15 protein-coding genes and 1 riboswitch are annotated in these 19,008 nt (G+C 43.7%); of the genes, 4 read left to right on the top strand and 11 right to left on the bottom strand.

Annotated features, from left to right (window positions below; genetic code table 11):
* Positions 1–33: 33 nt before the first annotated feature.
* Positions 34–1,461: a dihydrolipoyl dehydrogenase gene (gene lpdA, locus V1L65_RS08040; RefSeq protein ID WP_331698599.1), complete on the bottom strand. Its 1,428-nt coding sequence runs from the start codon at positions 1,459–1,461 to the stop codon at positions 34–36.
* 221 nt (positions 1,462–1,682) lie between these two features.
* On the opposite strand from lpdA, the gene V1L65_RS08035 reads away from it, so the two are divergent.
* Positions 1,683–1,985 (top strand): DUF2627 domain-containing protein, encoded by a 303-nt coding sequence (locus V1L65_RS08035; protein WP_331698598.1) that lies wholly within the window; start codon positions 1,683–1,685, stop codon positions 1,983–1,985.
* A gap of 88 nt (positions 1,986–2,073) precedes the next feature.
* Here the strand turns inward: V1L65_RS08035 and mgtE are convergent, their stop codons facing one another.
* Positions 2,074–3,408 carry a magnesium transporter gene (gene mgtE / locus V1L65_RS08030; RefSeq protein WP_331698597.1) on the bottom strand — a complete coding sequence of 445 codons (1,335 nt, stop codon included), beginning with the start codon at positions 3,406–3,408 and terminating at the stop codon, positions 2,074–2,076.
* A 282-nt stretch (positions 3,409–3,690) separates the two neighbouring features.
* Here mgtE and V1L65_RS08025 point away from each other — a divergent pair, with 282 nt between their 5' ends.
* From V1L65_RS08025 to V1L65_RS08015, 3 genes are read left to right on the top strand one after another with little or no spacing between them, the layout of a single operon-like run.
* Positions 3,691–4,287 carry an ECF transporter S component gene (locus V1L65_RS08025; RefSeq protein WP_331698596.1) on the top strand — a complete coding sequence of 199 codons (597 nt, stop codon included), beginning with the start codon at positions 3,691–3,693 and terminating at the stop codon, positions 4,285–4,287.
* A 40-nt stretch (positions 4,288–4,327) separates the two neighbouring features.
* Entirely contained in the window at positions 4,328–5,938 is a 1,611-nt protein-coding gene (locus tag V1L65_RS08020) for an ABC transporter ATP-binding protein (protein WP_331698595.1), read from the top strand.
* Complete coding sequence (locus tag V1L65_RS08015; RefSeq protein WP_331698808.1) at positions 5,916–6,695, top strand: energy-coupling factor transporter transmembrane component T family protein; 780 nt, start codon at positions 5,916–5,918, stop codon at positions 6,693–6,695. Before V1L65_RS08020 ends, V1L65_RS08015 begins: the two co-directional genes overlap by 23 nt.
* A 311-nt stretch (positions 6,696–7,006) precedes the next feature.
* Here V1L65_RS08015 and V1L65_RS08010 read toward each other — a convergent pair whose 3' ends face one another.
* The 9 genes from V1L65_RS08010 to recN all read right to left on the bottom strand — a co-directional run bounded on the left by V1L65_RS08010 (position 7,007) and on the right by recN (position 18,995).
* Positions 7,007–8,233, bottom strand: coding sequence for a copper amine oxidase N-terminal domain-containing protein (locus V1L65_RS08010; RefSeq protein WP_331698594.1), 1,227 nt, complete (start codon positions 8,231–8,233; stop codon positions 7,007–7,009).
* 97 nt (positions 8,234–8,330) lie between these two features.
* Positions 8,331–9,047: an ECF transporter S component gene (locus V1L65_RS08005; RefSeq protein ID WP_331698593.1), complete on the bottom strand. Its 717-nt coding sequence runs from the start codon at positions 9,045–9,047 to the stop codon at positions 8,331–8,333.
* Positions 9,029–10,702, bottom strand: coding sequence for an ABC transporter ATP-binding protein (locus V1L65_RS08000; RefSeq protein ID WP_331698592.1), 1,674 nt, complete (start codon positions 10,700–10,702; stop codon positions 9,029–9,031). The genes V1L65_RS08005 and V1L65_RS08000 overlap by 19 nt, the downstream gene beginning before the upstream one ends.
* The gene (locus tag V1L65_RS07995; RefSeq protein WP_331698591.1) at positions 10,675–11,568 is read right to left on the bottom strand and encodes an energy-coupling factor transporter transmembrane component T; all 894 of its coding nucleotides are present in this window, start codon (positions 11,566–11,568) and stop codon (positions 10,675–10,677) included. The genes V1L65_RS08000 and V1L65_RS07995 overlap by 28 nt, the downstream gene beginning before the upstream one ends.
* Positions 11,565–12,536 carry a DUF4430 domain-containing protein gene (locus tag V1L65_RS07990; protein WP_331698590.1) on the bottom strand — a complete coding sequence of 324 codons (972 nt, stop codon included), beginning with the start codon at positions 12,534–12,536 and terminating at the stop codon, positions 11,565–11,567. The genes V1L65_RS07995 and V1L65_RS07990 overlap by 4 nt, the downstream gene beginning before the upstream one ends.
* A gap of 13 nt (positions 12,537–12,549) precedes the next feature.
* Positions 12,550–14,160, bottom strand: coding sequence for an S-layer homology domain-containing protein (locus V1L65_RS07985; RefSeq protein ID WP_331698589.1), 1,611 nt, complete (start codon positions 14,158–14,160; stop codon positions 12,550–12,552).
* Between the two features lie 175 nt (positions 14,161–14,335).
* Positions 14,336–14,530: riboswitch (cobalamin riboswitch) on the bottom strand.
* Between the two features lie 154 nt (positions 14,531–14,684).
* Positions 14,685–15,497 carry a sporulation transcription factor Spo0A gene (gene spo0A, locus V1L65_RS07980; RefSeq protein ID WP_331698588.1) on the bottom strand — a complete coding sequence of 271 codons (813 nt, stop codon included), beginning with the start codon at positions 15,495–15,497 and terminating at the stop codon, positions 14,685–14,687.
* 333 nt (positions 15,498–15,830) lie between these two features.
* A complete protein-coding gene (gene spoIVB / locus V1L65_RS07975) occupies positions 15,831–17,168 on the bottom strand; it encodes a SpoIVB peptidase (RefSeq protein WP_331698587.1) in 1,338 nt (445 codons plus the stop codon).
* 123 nt (positions 17,169–17,291) lie between these two features.
* Positions 17,292–18,995, bottom strand: a complete 1,704-nt coding sequence (recN, locus tag V1L65_RS07970; protein WP_331698586.1) for a DNA repair protein RecN — start codon at positions 18,993–18,995, stop codon at positions 17,292–17,294.
* Positions 18,996–19,008 lie beyond the last annotated feature (13 nt).

Raw genomic sequence — 19,008 nt, 5'->3', positions numbered from 1 at the left:
AGAAAGAACAACCTGACAACTGTCATATATATTTTAGTAAGATATCGATTGTCCATCAACTGCAAGCATCGCTTCGCCTATAGCTTCGGATAAAGAAGGATGAGCATGAACGAGCTGGCCGATCTCCCAGGGCGATGCGTTCAGCCAGCCTGCCAAAGCTGCCTCGCCGATTAATTCAGTCGCATGCGGACCTATAATATGAACGCCAATAATATCGTTAGTGGACTTATCCGCCACAACCTTTACAAATCCGTTCGTCTCGCCCAAAACGATCGCTTTGCCAATTGCTTGAAACGGAATTTTGCCAATTTTCACTTCATAGCCTTGCTCGCGCGCCTCGCTTTCAGTCAATCCGAAGGAGGCAACCTCCGGAGCGGAATAGATGCAGCGCGGAATTTGCCTTGCTTCTACGAGAACAGGCTGCCGTTCACTCAGATGCTCCGCCGCAACGACGCCTTCTTTGGCTGCTGCATGTGCCAGCTGCACACCGCCAATCACATCGCCGATTGCATATATATGCGGCTCGCTAGTTTGGCCGAAGCGATTGACTTCAATTCCAGACGAACTGTATTTAATATCCGTATTTTCCAGGCCTATTGCTTCCAAATTAGGTACACGGCCCACAGAAAGCAGCAGCTTGGAGGCGCTGAGTGTCACTTTCCCTTCCGGGGTATCTCCGGCTATTTCAATTCCATCCTCTTGTACGCGATAGCTGTCTGCTGTAAGCGAAATATTGGTCAGCACTCGCACGCCTCTTTTGGCGAGCTGCTTGGCAAGCTCGCTGGAAACGTCCTGATCCTCGCCAGGCAGCAGTCTCGCTCCCGCTTCCGCAATCGTTATCTGCACGCCAAAATCCTGAAGCAAGGAAGCCCACTCCACGCCAATAACGCCCCCACCTACTATCAGCATAGAAGCAGGAAGCTTGTCCATGACAAGCGCATCATCGCTTGTTAGTATATGCTCACCATCAGGCTCAAGTCCCGGCAGTACGCGTGGACGGGAGCCAGTGGCGATAATCAGATTGGTGGATACGACTGAATCCATTTCGCCATCAGCAAATTCAACCGCGACAGAGCCGCTGCGAGGCGAGAAAATCGACGGCCCGATAATACGTCCCTTGCCTTCAATAATCTGGATGCCATTTTTTTTCATCAGGCTGCGAAGACCGTTATGTAACTGCGTTACCGTTTGCTCTTTGCGCTGCTGGACTAAATCGAACTGCAGCGAGACTGCTTGCTGCTCCACAGTGATGCCATATTGATTCGCCTCTAACAGCGTTCTGTATACTTCAGCGCTGCGCAGCAGTGATTTGCTCGGAATGCAGCCTTTGTGCAGACAGGTTCCGCCAAGCTTGTCCATCTCTATTACAGCTACGCTTTTACCAAGCTGGGCAGCGCGTATTGCAGCAGTATATCCTCCAGGCCCTCCGCCTAAAACAGCGACATCAACTTGTATCGTCATAAAAACCCCTCCATTGTTACTACTATGCTATATAAAGGCATCCTATTCGATCATTCAAAATCGAAAATCGGATATATTTTCACATTCTATTTTTAGCGCAGTTCTATTGTAACTGTTTTTTCAATTGTTTTCACTGCCAACTTCTAAAATAGACAGGCAACTAATAAAAAGGTATGATAAGTAGAGCTGAAATGAACGAAAAACAAGGAGAATCACCCCGTATGAGATTAATTGTTGCTCGCTTTATTGCCATTTTATTTTTAGTCATTCCTGGTGTCATAGCCTGTCTTGGCTTTTTAAATGTGAAAAATGCTCTTTTTCATTATTTCGCTGATTTTGGCAATGATGCTGTTACGCCCAGCTTTGAATGGTGGTTATTTATTTCCGGCGTAATTATGTTTTTTGCCGGCGCCGGCTTTATTGGCGGCTGGATTTTCTTCAGGGACCGCAAACGCAATTATGTTGCCCCGCGCTTCAAGCAAAAACGCCCTCGTCCTCCGAAGCCGCAACCAAAAAATGAATAGTTCTATAACAATAAGAGCTGAGCAATCCGGCCTGTACGCTGGATTGGCAGCTCTTTTTTTCTGTGTTCAATATAACTTCATCAGTAAATCAAAGACTTAAAACAATTCGTGCTACTGTGAAATAAATAATCAAGCCTGTACCATCAACCAGTGTTGTTATGAAAGGGCCTGAAACTACGGCCGGGTCAGCTTTAAGCTTATGCAATATAAGCGGCAATACCGCCGCAACCAAGGAAGCCCATAACACAATCGCTAATGCGGTGATGCCCACAACGAGTCCAACATCATACTCTACGCCTAGTATCCATGCTCTTGCATAGGCAATAATAGCTATGGAGATACCTGTCATGATACCAGCAGCCATTTCCTTGCGAATTACTTTGTACAAATCTCTAAAACGAACCTCGCCCATCGCAAGCGCACGCACCAGCGTGGATACCGTTTGCGTTCCTGTATTGCCGCCTGTTCCAATTAAAAGTGGTATAAAAAAGGCAAGTGTTATAACCTCTGACAGCGTATCTTCGTAATGTCGCAGCACATTGCCGGTGTAGGCTTCAGCAACAAACAATATCAATAACCATACTATTCTTTTTTTATAAAGCTGAAAAACTGACGTTTTAAAATAACTGTTCTCAAGCGGCTGGCTGCCGCCGAGCTTCTGGATATCCTCCGTAGCTTCCTCTTGCATAACATCGATCAAATCGTCAACCGTAATAACGCCGATCAGACGATTTTGCGTATCGACAACAGGCAGTGCTACCCAGTCATAGCGCGACAGCACATCAGCCGCTTCCTCCTGCTCCATCATAGCGGGCACGGATACCGCTTCGACAATAATTTCCCATAGCTGAACATGCGGTTCAGCCAGTATAATACTTTTCAGCGAAGCTACGCCCAGCAGCTCGCCCTTAGCGCCAATTACATAAATATACGCTGTAATTTCTGCATCTCGCCCTACCTTGCGAATATGCTTGAGCGTCTGCTCCACGGTCCACATGCTTCGTGCTGCAATATAATCTACCGTTGCAAGACTGCCGGCGGTTTCCTCAGGGAAGCTCATCAGCATTTGCAGCTTTTCTCTATAATCATCGGGCAGCAAATTCAGCATTCGCGCAGCCTGATTGCGATGTATGGCTAGCATCATATCGACCACAACATCGCCTGACATCTCATTAAGCACAAGCGCTGTCGTTTTTTCTTGCAAATGAATCAATATTTGATACTGCAGAAGCGGCTCTACATGCTCCAGCACTTCCGCTGCCAGCAGCACGGGAATACGCTCCATAAAAGTAAGCTGCTGTGTCCGGCTCATCTGCTCAACGCACTCCGCCAAATCAATTGGCCGATAAGATTCCAAATAGTCGTAAAAGGCCAATTTATCTTTTTTCTCCATCATCTGTATAAGCTGTTTAAGTTCAATCATATCTGTACCTCCATTCCTGCTGCAGCATAAAAAATCACTCTGCATCTAGTATTGCAAATCAAGCCGTTCTATTGTAACATGATTGCTAATTACATAATTGACACGGGTGCTTGAGTCATTCAGGCTGAGATTGCTGCTAGTATGCGCAGCTGACCGTTAATCTGATCTGGATAATGCCAGCGTAGAGAACATGTTTTTGGGGACCCTTCTACCGTCTGCGCTGCCAGCCGGTTTTTTTTATGTAAAATTTTTATTATCATGCATGATTGAAGGAGTGTTTTCATGTCTAGTTCAGCTCAACGCAGCAGCAGTCTCAAATTTTCGCACATACTCGTTACCGTAATGGTAGCTTTAGTTTTTGGGGTTATTTTCAAGCTATGGGATAGCGTGTACGGCATCGTAAAACCATTATTCCCACAAGCGGGACAATTAACTTACGGCATGTGGTTTATGGCTGGTCCTTTCGCTTATTTATTGCTTCGCAAGCCAGGCGTTGCATTAATCGCCAGTCTGGCTGCAGCAAGCATATCGGCGCTGCTAAGCTCAGAATGGGGATTGCAAACGATCGTTTACGGTTTCTTTCAAGGCTTGGCGGCTGAGCTATTATTTACAGCCGTCCGTTACAAAAAGGCAGGCTTGGCAGTAGCCGGCATCGCGGGCATTATGTCCGCTGCCGCTTCCTTTCTCATTGACCTCGTTTATGGCTACGCTAACTATGAAACCTGGGTGCTTATTTTAAAATATGGGCTTAGAGTCGGCAGCGCCTTTTTATTCGCCGGGGTATTCGCCTATTTCTTAGTACGCGCGCTTGAAGCAACAGGCGTCACTTCTTCCCTTCGTCCAGCTTCCGAGGAAGACTATCAATCTTTAAGCCGCTAAGATGAATGTTGAGGTGCTGTTATTGAAGCATACAAATATTATGTCAGAACATAAGTTATCTTTAGCAGCGGAAATTTGCAATTTAACGCTAAAGTTTCCAGGAGAGCAGTCCTTGATTTTCAAGGACCTCTCTTTTGTTGTTCCAAAGGGACAAAAGGTGCTGCTCCTAGGACCAAGCGGCTGCGGAAAATCAACGCTGCTGCAGGTATTAAGCGGTATAATTCCTAATTCTATTGAATTGCCGCTCAAGTACGACCGTTTTACTCCGCCCGCCTCATGGGGCTTCGTCTTTCAGGACCCTGATACGCAATTTTGCATGCCCTATGTTGATGAAGAGCTCGGCTTTGTTCTGGAAAACCTTAACGTGCCAAGAGAATTGATGGATCAAAAAATACTGGCTGCTCTCGATTCTGTAGGATTGAAGCTGGCTCATCCGCATACCGAAATTCAGTTGTTGTCACAAGGAATGAAGCAGCGTCTGGCCTTGGCATCCATCCTGCTGCTTGAGCCCGATACTTTGTTTCTTGACGAGCCATCAGCGCTGCTGGACCCGGAAGGTGCTGAGTTAATATGGGAAACAGTAAAAAAGCACGCAGAACAAAAAACCGTGGTCATAGTGGAGCATCAAATTTCCTATATTGCCGACTGGGTGGACCGGATCGTGTTATTTGATGGAAATGGAGCGATTATCGCAGATGACAGCCCTTCCGTTATATTTAACAACTATAAATCTCAGTTCATTGAGCATGGCATCTGGTATCCAGATGTATGGCATGATTATATGAGGACAGACAACTATGCAAGGATCGTAAAGGCGCGCAGCAGGCTGCTTGTCGAGCATCCTGCCAAATTACCCAATCCAGCGAATAATGACGGTTTAGAACTGCTTCACTTTAGTGCCTCTTACACGAAAGGCTATTCCGGCAATCAATCAAATGATATCTCGCCTTCCATTTTCGTAGAGCAAGCGGCTGCCTTAACTGGAGAATGGATCGCAATATGCGGCGAAAACGGCGCAGGCAAAAGCACGCTTTTGCTTTCCCTCATGCAGCTAATTGAAACAAAAGGCTATTATACCATATATGGCGAGCTTGTTGAGCACAGAGACCGAACAAATAGGTTTTTAAGACGGAAAACACCCCGTTCCTCTTTGCTCAAGATGCTGTCCTTTGTATTTCAAAATCCGGAAATGCAGTTTGTTACCAATCGGATCGATGAAGAAATATCACTTGCCTTGAAATTAGAGCAGCTTGAGCCAAATAATATAGAGGACAGAACGAAGGAATTGCTGCAATTATTTCAGCTGGATGCGCAGCGGCATCGGCACCCCTATCAGTTGTCGATTGGGCAGAAACGGCGTCTAAGCGTTGCAGCAGCGCTATCCCACAAGCCTTCCATCCTGCTGCTGGATGAACCAACATTTGGGCAGGATGCACGCAGCACCTTTGCTATCCTTGAGCTGCTCGAACAGCTGCGTACAGACGGGACAATCATTATAATGATTACACATGACCTGTACATTATGAATCATTTTGCAACCGAAATATGGCAGATCGCGCAAGGCAAACTAACCGTTAAAAAGCCTCCAACAGATGAGATTTCAGGCAAGAAGGGAGAGCTTGCGCTTGATGAAGCTATTCCAACCAGCTAAAGAAACATGGCTGTACCGCATAAATCCTGCTGGAAAATTTCTTATATTTATGAGTCTACTGCTTATCGCACTTATAAATAATCAGTTTGACTTCGCTTTCTACCAAATGGTGTTTTACATGGTGCTGTTGCTCGCATATAGCGGATACAGCGGAAAAAAGCTGCTGCTTTTCACTTCGCCATTTATACTTACCTTTCTGTCCTCCGCTTCAACTATGATACTATTTGGCAAGGGCTCAGAGATTTGGTGGTCGTGGGGGCTGATTAAAATATCCAATGAAAGCTTTCATCATGGACTATTAATCGGCTTCAAAACATTGTCGTTTGGGGCTCTTGGCATGCTCTTTGCGCTCACCACGAAACCGCTGCTGCTATTCTACGCCCTTATGCAGCAATTTCGTATGCCAGCCAAATATGCTTACAGCTTTATTGCAGCCATTCGTATGCTGCCGCTGCTGTGGGAAGAAATCGGAGCCAGGCGCAATGCGCTAGAAATAAGAGGCATACAATTCAGTCCCGGCGTGCGAGGATGGTATGAACGGCTGCAGCAATATGCCGTCCCCTTGCTGGCGCAAAGCATACGGCGCGCACAGCGCGTAGCGATTGCAATGGAAGCCAAACGGTTCCAGATGGGTTCGGCACGCACTTATTACTATCAGACTCGCTTTGCTGTTATGGATCTCATATGCCTGCTCTTTTTTATAGGAGTCCTTGCTGGAGCCTACGCAGTATCTGTTATTCTGCCGATAAAAAGCTAATTCTCATTTAGAATGTGCCGAAAATGGAAGAGGAATACTTCACCACTTGGTCACACGTTCCGCTATTTGCATAAAAAACGCTATTTTATTAATTTGACGGTCACACATTCCGCTATTCGGCACTAAATCGGGCTAACTGTGCTATTTATTGCTCAATAACGGAACGTCTGTCCTTTTGCCGCCTCAAAATTGCGATTTCCACCGCAATAACGGAACGACTGACCAGATAGCTAAGGAAGCTGTCGATTCATTGCCGATTCCTCTGTTCAATACACAATAAAAGGACCTTCAACAGGTCCTTTCTAGTTTCCTTATCGGATAATCATCACGGTCTGTGAATCATTATCCCAAAACACTTTTGAGCCAAGCGCTTCTGTTACAAACCGGATCGGTACCATCGTGCTGCCTTTAACGATTTCTGGAGCTACATCAATCGTAATCTTTTCTCCATCAATATACGCCTCTTTATTACCGATCTGAAGAATAATTTCTTTGCTTCCTCTAGCCGCAGTAATCGTTTTCGTTTCTTGTTCCCATCCAACTTCAGCTCCCAATGCTTCAAATATATCTCTCATAGGAACACTGACTCTGCCGTCCTTCTTAACTGGCGGCTGCTTGACTGCCAAGCCAGCTCCGTCAATCGTAACCAAGATTCCGCGCTTGCTTAACTCGGTCTTCCCCGTTTCATCGTAAAATTTCAAAGCAACCTTATTAGCGCTCGTATCCTTTATTTCCATATTCAGCTTGTAAAGATATTTTGACATTGCGAATGAGGTATTCGTTTGAATATTTAATTCTTTACCTTTTGCATCGTAAGGTGTAACTCTGGATGTTATGTTTTGAGCTGAACCGTTCTTAACGACTGCAGTAACGATTAAGCGGCCATTTTTTATATAAGTGCCGTAATCCACCACATAAGTTTGATCATCTATCAACACTAAAAACTGTACCTTCTCAATATCGTTAACCTCATTAAGCTTAATTTTAAATACGGATGCATGGTTTGACATTACAAATTCAGAAGCGCCATTAATTTCAACTAGCTTCCCATTTTTATTAAATCCCTTTGCAACGACATTCATATATTGACTTGATCCAGTCCTTACTGCAATCCATGCTTCGACATGGTCCTTTTCTTTTACCATCGATTGGGCAAGCACTTTATAAGGCTCTTCAATTTTTCCGATTGCCTGGATATCCACCTTATCCAGCTGCTCTCCTTTGTCCATCATGAATTGAAATACGCCCGTGGTGCCTGACATTCTAAATTCAGTTTTTGTCTTCATTTCGATAATATTGCCTGATTTATCATAGCCTACCGCTAAAACTGTAATATTTTCGCCAGCTGTAACACGTACATCTGCCGTTATTTTCATTTGGCCGTCGATTAATTTGTACTCCGAGTGCAGCAATTCATAATTCTTAGACTCATTCGATGATGTTTGTGCCGTTGCCGGCAATGGTGCTGCAGCAGCTATTAGCAACGCTAGCGCTACAAATAATATAATGCCTGTAACCCTGTTCGCTCTAATCTTCATCCTAATTTGATCCTCCTATATTTAACCAATTATGTGAACATTCATTATTCCAAATGCTTCAATAATTGTAAATAGGAATGATGGAATAGGACCTTAGTTACTCCACTAGACCATACTTCACCTTAACCCGATCCAGTTTTTCAATCATTGGCTTGGCTAAAATATACAGAAATACAACCGTAGCAATCGTATGAATGAGATCAAACCAAAACGCTGAAACGTAAGCGGCGGCTAGTGCGGTCCAAGAAAATTGGCCTGTAAATATAAACAAAGAACCAATATTAATAATCCCGCCATAAATAACAAATGTTGCCGCGCCTCCAAATAGGCAAAGCGCCAGCTTTGATCTGCTAAGCCAGCCTTTTTGAAAAAGTAAGCCTGCAATAAAGCCGATGATGCCAAAGCAAAACATTTGCCAAGGGGTCCAGGGGCCTTGACCGAAGAAAAAGTTGGATACAAAGCCTGTGGTCACTCCTACCAGAAATCCCGCTTCAGCTCCAAGACAGACTGCTGCAATAATAACAATAGCTATGACAGGCTTAAACTGAGGCAGCATAAAAAAAGCTGCCCTTCCCGCAACGGCAATGGCTGCAAGAACGGCAATAACGATCAGTTCCCTGGCCGCTGGCTTGCGTCTTTCAAACACCATAAGAAATGGAACAATAGCGTACATAATAATAAGCAGGCTTATAAAATAATATTTTCGGTCATCCAATAAAAAAATACCTAGCATAATCGTCGCAGGAATAATGATCAAAATCATTAACGCAGACATTAACGTTCGATTGTGAATAGCTACCTTAAGCTTTGACATCGTGAAATCACATCCTCAGCCGTAACCGCATCCTTCCAAATATGCCGCGCCATTCGGTTTGCAGCAGTCGTATAATAGCTGTTTCCGGCAAAAAATGATTTGGCAGCGTTAGCTGTAATCAGCTTACCGTCAAAAAACATCGCGCAAGTCTGGCCATACTGCGCACAAAACTCAATATCATGAGAAACCATCACTATCGTAACGCCACGTTTGTTCAAGCCCGTCAGCAATTGTGCGAGCTTCTGCTTAAAGTAGCCATCCAGCCCTTTTGTCGGCTCATCCAGCAGTAAAATCACAGGCTCTAATAGGAGCACTTTAGCTAAAGCAGCACGCTGCTGCTCGCCGCCGCTTAAATCGTAAGGATGTCTATTCAGCAGCTTTTCCAGCTCTGCGAAGCGAACAATCTCCATCACCTTTTCCTGCTTTTGCTCTTTTGTAATAGCAGAGCCTTGCAGCATTTCGTATAGATCAAGCTCTACTGTTTTTTTCACAAAAAGCGTTTGGGGGTTTTGAGGCAATATACCTAAATGCTTCGTATATTTATCTTTCGTGCTCCATGCTGTCGATTTTTTGCCGCTAAGCCAAATCTCACCTCTATATGGCTTGTGAATGCCGCTAATCAGCGATAAAGCGGACGTTTTCCCTACGCCATTCCCGCCGACAATACAATAAAACTCCCCTTTGCGAACGGAAAAGGTTAAATCTTTTATCACATCCGGGCCAGATTGATTATATTTAAACCATACCTCTTTAAATACGATCACTGCTTCGCCATGCGATTGCTCCGATTGCTTAGGCAGCGTCGCTGCTTCCTTTCTTTCCTTACCCGCTGCAAAATACTCCAGCCATTGCCGGCCTTCCTTAACTGTGATAGGCAAAGCGCCGCTTTTTTCAATGGATGCTTTTATTTGCATAGCCGCAGGCATCGAAGCAAATAACGGGTGAGCCAGCTCGAATAACGATTGTCCGGCTTTTATTGGCGGGTCATCGATTAACAAGCAGCCGTTATCCATAACGAGCAATCGATCGGCGAGCGGCAGCACTTCTTCGAGACGGTGCTCAGTAATTACGATAGTTGTGCCCAGCTCCTGATTAATTTTTTTAAGCGACGCTAAAAATTCAGCAGCGGCGATCGGGTCAAGCTGTGAAGTCGGCTCATCCAAAATAAGTATGGAAGGATGCATAGTCATTATGGAAGCTAAATTGAGGAGCTGCTTCTGACCGCCTGAAAGCTCGGTCACTCCTTTATGAAACCAATGCTGTATGCCAAAAAAACTGGCCATTTCAGCAACGCGCAAACGTATGACTGCATTGTCAAAGCCGAGGCTTTCAAGCCCAAACGCCAGCTCATGCCATACCTTGTCCGTTACGATGCCATTCTCTGCATTTTGCTGAACAAAACCGATTTCCGCCGTCTGCGTGCGCGTATCCCACTCCTGAACAGGCTTGCTGCGATAATAAATAGTGCCTCTGCGCTTCCCATGAGGTGAAAGCACTGGCTTCAGCTGTCTCAGTAAAGTGCTCTTTCCCGAGCCGGATTGGCCGCAAATAACGATAAACTCGCCGTTCTTAATGCTTAGGCTTATAGATTTAAGCGCGTCGCTCTCACTGTCCGGGAATGAAAAGCTTAACTGTTCGATTTGATATAAGTCCATTTCCATTCCTCCCACACATACAAAATAACCGGTATCATACATAAAACGAAATAAGCAAAATAGACAACTAAACTGAACGCTGTTGCTTCTGTATATTTAATTGAAGGAAAAAAACGAATGCTATTTTCCCCTATTGCTGCACCTATAAAAATAATGATAATTAAGCAAACAAGCAAAATAAAAACATTCCGGTCTCTGCCGTCAAATCGATAAATAGAAAAGCTTGTTCTTCCTGGCAAGCCATATCCTCTTGCCTTCATAGAATCTGCGGTTTCGATTGCATTTTCTAAAGCCCAGGTCGTCAATATGGACAGGATCGTTAATCCATTACGCGCTCTTTGCACCAAATGGCCTTGCGTTATATCTCTGCCGATGCATTTTTGCGCATTAGAAATAGCGATTAGCTGCTCTTTGTAGCGCGGTACAAAACGAAGCGCCATAGCTATCACGAGAGACCATGCCGGCACTATTTTGCCAAACAGATAAATAAATTTATCCGAGCTCATCACTTTGTTGTAGCAGGAAAACCAAATAATAACGGTTATAAACATCGCAGCCATCGCCACGCCGTACAAAATGGATTCCAAGGTAATCGGATTTCCGCTCTTGGCATAAAACAAAATGGTAATTCCTGCATGGTTAAACATAGGATTGAGTGACGCCATAATCAGCATTAGGGGCAGCATATAAACAAAGTTGAAAATAACTGCTTTTTTCCCGTTTAACATAATGGAATAGGTAACTGCGCCAATAAATGACAGGCATTGAAAAATGGGATGCATAAAAATCATGCTAAACATAAATACCGCTGCAAAAAAAGTAAAATTGACGATGGGATGAAAGGTAGAAAAGACATCCTTGCTCATTTGGACTCTCCCGCTGCCGCAACATATCCGCCAACATCTCTGCCTAAATCACACGTATAAACCCATTCCACTACGTCCCCGTCCTGTAAGGCATAACGACTGCTTCCGTAATTGGGAAACCAGCCGTTTACTTTGTATATCCAGCCGCTTAACTCTCCGCAATCAAATTCATAAATATTGTTGATCCCTTCAATATAATTACTGTTATAAAGAGGGGTCCTATTAAATTCCATATGAATTTTATTTGCCTTCAGCTCGCGAAGCAGCACATCAAACACCGATTCACCTTCGTAAAAAACAACCTTCTTTGCAGCATAAATTATTCCGTCCTGCGGTAGCACCTCTAATTTATCTGCATCAAATATATTTAAATTATCGAGGATCGTTGCTGCTGATACCGATAATGTAACCGTCAGCTCTTTCTGTTTATCAATCTTCGTATCCTGCCACTCCACAGGCTCTGGTTTACCTGGCAGAACAGGATCGGTGAGATATTTATCCTTGTCGTTTGGCTCTTTAGTTTCAATTGGTGCTGGCGTAGAAGCTGGTGCTTTCTCACTATTATTTGAAGCTTCTGCAGCTTGATTGGATCCATTTGCCGCGGTTGCTGCAGGTGTTGGCACAATCGGTTTAGTTTCTGGCTCCGGCTGCTTATCAGGTTCAGGTATGATGGTAGAGGATGTGCTGGATTGATCGACGGGAGCTTCCCCATCATCTTTTAAACCTTCATTAGATTGAGCTTCAGATTGAACTTCAGGATTACTTTCCAGATGCTTCTCCTGATTGTTCTCTAGCTCATCCGTGGCACTCCCTGCCTCGCCAGTTTGTTCTAATGAAGAATTGTGTGTAAGTTGACCGACATTATTATCTGTTTTCACCGATTGCTTCTGAAAATTTCCGCCCCAAAAAAATGCAATTGCCAGTACACATACAATTGCCAGACCAGTTAACCATTTCTTTTTATTCATGTAAACCTCCAAATCAAACGTCTGACAAGTCGTAGAGACGGTTCTTATTCGTCAGAAATCTTTCATAGGACGATAATGCATAGAAAGCTTGATCCGTAGCCATCAAATCAATCTGACCAGAATTAGCCCCGCCGTTACTGCTTCCACCAGATTTCACATAATAAAATCCGCCTTTTACGTCTGAGTAGGCCAGCAATGCATCAAATACTGAATTTCCGTTTTTAATAAATCTGACGTCTTGATCAGGGTTAATGCCAAGGCCTGTTAAAGCAACGATTACCTGAGCGACGCTCTGCGAATTTACAGTTTCCCAGGTGGCATAACCACCATCTGCATGCTGGACATTTGATAGCCAAGACAAACCGCGATCGATAGCCTTTGTGACTTTCTCATTATTTTTATAGTAGGGAGTCAAACTTTGTATAGCCATTGCCGTTATATCCGGATCCGCTTCAGATGGGTTATTGCCAAGCGCCCAGCCTCCTCCATTCACTTCTCTATCCAAAATAAACTGAATCAGCAGCTCTCTGGTCGTTTGTTTTTTAACGCCTGCTGCTACAGGGATGTCATAGCTTTTACTATCCAAAGCTATAAGCGCAAAGATTGGGCCATTAATTCCTTGCTTAATAACAGTTTCAAAATCTGCAAGCGGCTCGCGCAAATCGTAGCCTGCAGCATTCGTTATATCTTTTCCAATCGCGGTTAACGCAAGAATAACTCTGCCATACTCCGTATATTTTACATGATGGAGCTTGCTGGAATTCTCTATTAAAAATTGCTCTACATTTTTAACATATTGACTATAATATTGCGCATCGATTGGTATGCCTGAACGAGCAAGCCCAAATATCGTCCAATCGCCGCCAACGCTTGCTATGACAGGATTCGTTACTTCTGCTTGTATAAAGCTGGACGTTTTTTTCAACTGCTCCGTTATTTTTGCTATTTCCAAAGATTTTTGAAATGCTGTTGAATCTTCCTTGTATACATATGCACGAACTGCAACTACAGCAGCCATTTCCCTAGTAACGGCTTGATTGGCATGAAAGCCAGCTGCATCGCCCGTCATAATGCCAAGTGCGGTAACTGCCTCAACAGCTTGCTTTGCCCATTCTGACACTTTATTGCTATCTTTTATTACACTAGCGGATTTTGAAAATTCAAGCTCTAATGCTCTAGCGATTATAACTGCCATTTCTTCACGAGTAATCGTTGCATTAGGCTGGAATTTATTCGCGTAGCCTGTAATCAAGCCTTTATTAAAAGCTGTGTTTACATAAGGAGCAAACCAGTCCTGGTCCGTTACATCCGTAAAAAAGCCTGTTTGTTCTGGGGTCACATCAAAGTCTAGCATTGCTGCCAAAATCTTTGTGAACTCCGCTCTCGTAATCGGCTTCTTCGGATTGAACTTGCCTGCGCTGCCTTGGACAAAGCCATTGTCCGTAGCTTGTTGTATAGCCTCTAATGCCCAAGCAGAAATTTGTTCATAATCGCGATACAGCTCTTTAATGGAAGACGTAGATTGCTGTTCCTTACTTGCAGAAGCTATCGATACATGGAACAAGAACGCCGAAACAAACAAACTGCCAATGAGCAGCCACGATAACCACTTCTGTTTTCTCATCTCTTTCAAACTCCTCCTGTTACTCTATACCGATGAATGATAAGAACAAGTTTATAGATAAAACTTATAAATTCTTATAATTCAAAAAACCTCTTAACAGAAGGTTAAGAGGTCTAAACTGCACTTACAAAAAAAGCATGCAAAAATAGACACCCTCCTATCCTTCGTAGAAAAATGATCTAAAGCTTTTCAGGCAGGTATTCTGGCTCAAGAATCAACGTCTATGCTGCCTTCCCAGTTTCCCAGTGGCATTTAAGCATAGACTCCTCTTATACAGCGGCGGGACCGCGTGGGAATCTCACCCACTTCCCTTTTACCCAATTAAATAAAGTCAACTTTACTTACTGGCACCTTAAGCTTTTATATTTTTATTGTCTGTTTATCATATATGATATGTTTGTGTTTGTCATGAACAAAATGATATTCAATCAAATACTTTAAATAAAAAACACTTCTTTAACGGAATTGGATTTCCGATAAAGAAGTGTCTGTTGCTTCTCGCGTTATATTTAATTCTTACCCTTTCACGACACCTTATGCTCAATCCTCAGCTTATCAGCCACCATTGCGATAAATTCGCTATTGGTTGGTTTAGACTTGCTGATGTTGATGGTGTAGCCGAACAGATGGCTGATGCTGTCGATGTTGCCGCGTGTCCACGCCACTTCGATCGCATGGCGGATCGCACGTTCGACGCGTGACGGCGTCGTTTTGAATTTTTCGGCGATAGCTGGATACAACGTTTTTGTAATTGCTCCTAAAATTTCAATATTGTTGTATACCATCGTGATCGCTTCACGAAGATACTGATAACCTTTAATATGCGCTGGTACGCCGATTTCGTGAATAATGCTCGTAATATTCGCATCCAGATTTTTGCCCTTTGCCATTGGCACTACATTGGATTTCAATGATGTGGATGAAGTGCTGAATTGCGCTGAAGTCGAGTGGGCAGGCACTCCCACAAGCTGACGGATACGATTAGCCAATACTTCCATATCGAATGGCTTTAAAATATAGTATGAAGCTCCCAACTGTACGGCCTTTTGCGTAATATTTTCTTGGCCGAATGCTGTTAGCATAATGATCTTAGGCATTGGACTCAAATTCATTTCACGCAGTTTTTCCAAAACACCTAATCCATCCAAATGAGGCATAATAATATCAAGTATTAAAATATCTGGAACATTACGTGTCTGCTCCAAATGTCTTATTACCTCTTCACCGTTATACGCAACACCGCAAACCTTCATATCACTTTGTTCGGATATGTATTCCGATAACAAGCCAGTAAATTCTCTGTTGTCATCTGCTAACAATACTTCGATCTTGTGCAAAGTGTAATCCTCCCTCGAAATGATATTGATGTCTCGCTCTTAGGTTGTCTGAATTTAGTTTTCGACATAACTAATTGAATTCCTCCTGTCGAAAATTTTTTTTCTTTATTTTTTTATGTAATTTCGATATAATTAATAATTTGCTACATGATCTGATTCCATTCGAAATCATTCGACAAATAGAGCCTTTTCATATGACAAATATGGAACTGTTTAATTTTAACACAATTTAGCAACGAGTATAAACAAAACTGTGACTAACAGCTTGTTTAGTTGAAGGAAAGTTCAACTAATCAAGATGCAAGTCACAGTTTTGTTGTTTATTAAGCAGAGTTAAACTGCATACTGCACTTGCTCAGCCAGGGCGGATTTGGTTGGCTTAAGGACGCCTGCGTCCTGCAGCATCCATTCAATAAAGCAGCCATAGCCTGATGAAGGATCATTAACAAACACATGTGTTACCGCACCAATCAATTTACCATTTTGCAATATCGGGCTTCCGGACATTCCTTGAACGATGCCGCCAGTTTTATCCAATAAGCGTTTATCTGTTATTTTAATAACCATTCCTTTAGTAGCTGGTGCAGATTGCTTGGAAACATGAGCAATTTCAATCTGGAAACGTTCCACCTTCTGTCCGTTCACAACGGTCCAAATTTCTGCTGGTCCTTCCTTGACATCTTCAGCAAATGCTACAGGAACTGGTTTCATGCTATAGCCTTGTGCAGGGGCTTCCTTCATCTTACCGAAGATACCAAAAGCTGTGTTGCGCTCAATATTGCCGAGAATATGTCCTTCCTTTACGAAGGTTGCTCTCTTCTCTCCAGGCTCGCCAGATTGGCTTTTGTTAATTGAGGTAACATGCGACTGCAAAATTTTCCCTTCACCGACCTCAATCGCAGTTTGTGTATCCATATCGGTTATTACATGTCCCAAAGCGCCATATACGCCATGATCAGGAGCAAAGAAGGTTAATGTGCCCACCCCTGCTGCAGAGTCTCTGATATACAGCCCAAGACGCCAGGATTGATCCTCAGCATCAAATACAGGCTGAAGCAATGTTTCCTTTATTTGACCGTTACGTTTAAAGGTAACCTTTAGCGGCTTATTGCGATCAGCGTACTTGGCGCAAAGCTCGGATACTTTCTGTACCTCTCTAATTGGAGTATCATTAATATTCGTTATAAGATCGCCAAGCTTTAAACCAGCTGCTTCTCCAGGTGATAGCTTCTGACCAGATTCATCCTTTACTTGGTGATGGCCGACGACTAGTATTCCAGCAGATTTCACCTTTACGCCGATCGTCTGTCCCCCAGGGATTACCCTTAAATCTGGAACTACATTTACCTTTACAGTTTTGAAAGGAATTTTACCAAATAATTTCATCTTCAGGTTTGTTTGACCACTTTGAAAAGGCTGTAATGACAGCGGGTTTTTCAAATTAACGGATAACGTTTGAGCTGATGATCCGTTAACCTGCAGCACTTGTGGATCGACCGATACTTCTGCTTGAACGGGTACTCCATATTGTAAATGCTTCAACTGGCCTGAGAATAAACGAAGTTCATTCGGCAATGCGGCAAATTGTTGAAAAGCGGAGGAGCTACCGAGCATGCATACGACGATCACGAGAACAAGGCCAAACCATCGCTTCCTTTGATTGGAGTTCAATGATTTCACGCTCCCTGACTTTCCATCGTAAGACGAAAAAGGTAGTATCGCCAATGGCGTACCTTTAAGTTACCCTTCGCTCACCGTTTTATGTCCGCAAAAAGTTTCCCTTATTTACTTCCTTTAAGCACCTTTTAAATCATGTGCCAAATCAAGCATTTCTTGTGCATGATTGCGAGTTTTTTCCGTAACCTCCACACCGCCGAGCATTCTTGCCAGCTCTTCGATCCTGGCATTGTGAACTAGTTCCGTAACGCCAGTTGCCGTTCTTTCATCGGTAATTTGCTTGCGTATTTCATAATGATGATCCGCCATGCAAGCAACCTGCGGCAAATGCGTAATCGAAAACACCTGGCAAGTTAAAGCAAGACGGGACATTTTCTCTGCAATAGCCTGGGCCGCCCTGCCGCTCACTCCAGTATCCACTTCGTCAAAAACAAGCACAGGGATATGGTCAATTTCGGCAAAAATGCTCTTCAAGGCCAGCATAATGCGCGACATTTCTCCACCGGAGGCGATTTTGTTAAGCGGCTTAAGCGGCTCTCCCGGATTTGAGGAAAGCAAAAACACAGCTTCATCCATGCCATTGCTGTTCAGCTTGACCGATTGGTCTGCTTCTAGAAGCGGCTGCAAGCTTACTTCAAATCTGGCGGCAGGCATTTGCAGCATCTTAAGCTCGTTTTCAATTGCTGCTGACAGTTTTTTGCCTGCGTGGCTTCTCAAATGCGAAAGCTCCTGCGCAAGCTCAGCTGCCTGCTTCTGCATGGCAGCTTCCTGCTTATGAAGCTTTTCTAAAATATCATCACGATTTTCTATTAGATCACGTTCCACAATAATGGAGTCCAAATAACTTAAAATATCAGGTATCGTTTCACCGTATTTACGCTTAAGGCTATTGATGAGTGCCAAGCGATCGTCAATTTGCTCCAGCAGCTCAGGATCAGATTCAATACTGTCACGATAATCTCGCAATTGGAAAGCTACATCTTCAGCTTGATAAAATGCGCTTGAAAGCTGTTCAAATAAAGGAGACAATTTGGCTGGATCATACGACAAAATGTCATTCAGCTTGCTCATAGCCGTGCTAAGCGCATCGAGAGCGCGCTTGCCCTGCAGCAATTCATAAGCTTCTGATATGCCATCCATCCTTTTACTTGCATACATTAGCTTTTGCTTTTCTTCCAGTAATAATTCATCCTCTTGCTGCTTTAATGCAGCCTGCGATATTTCTTCGATTTGAAAATGGTATAGATCAAGCATTTGCGCATTTTGCCGGGTGGATTGCTCCAAATCCCGAATATTCCCTTTAATCTGCTGGAGCTCCGCAAAAATAGCCTGATATTGCAGCTTCCGCTCTATTAATAAATCACCGGCATACAAATCCAACCATTCCAAATGCTGCTCCGTCTTTAGCAATGATTGATGCTCATGCTGACCGTGTATATTAACGAGACATTCTCCGATTTCACGCAGCATCGTCAAGGTAACCAGTTGTCCATTTACTCTGCTTGTGCTTTTGCCTGAGGCAGAAAGCTCTCTTCTAATTATTAGCATATCATCAGATGATCCTTCAATGCCGAGCTGCTGCAATACCGTCCATACAGGATGCTTGGCATTTAAATCAAACATAGCCTCTATCTCGGCTTTATCACATCCGTATCTGACCATATCCGCAGAGCCTCTTCCACCAATAACTAAACTGAGTGCGTCAATCAGAATAGATTTGCCTGCACCCGTCTCTCCAGTTAGAACATGAAAGCCCCGATGAAATGAAACGTTAACTTCTTCAATAACCGCTAAATTTCTTATCGATAACTCACGCAGCATGATCAGATCCTCC

The sequence above is a fragment of the Paenibacillus sp. IITD108 genome (assembly GCF_036541265.1).
Taxonomy (GTDB): domain Bacteria; phylum Bacillota; class Bacilli; order Paenibacillales; family Paenibacillaceae; genus Pristimantibacillus.
Note: the sequence above shows the minus strand (reverse complement) of the source record. Positions and strands in the feature narration are given on the sequence as shown.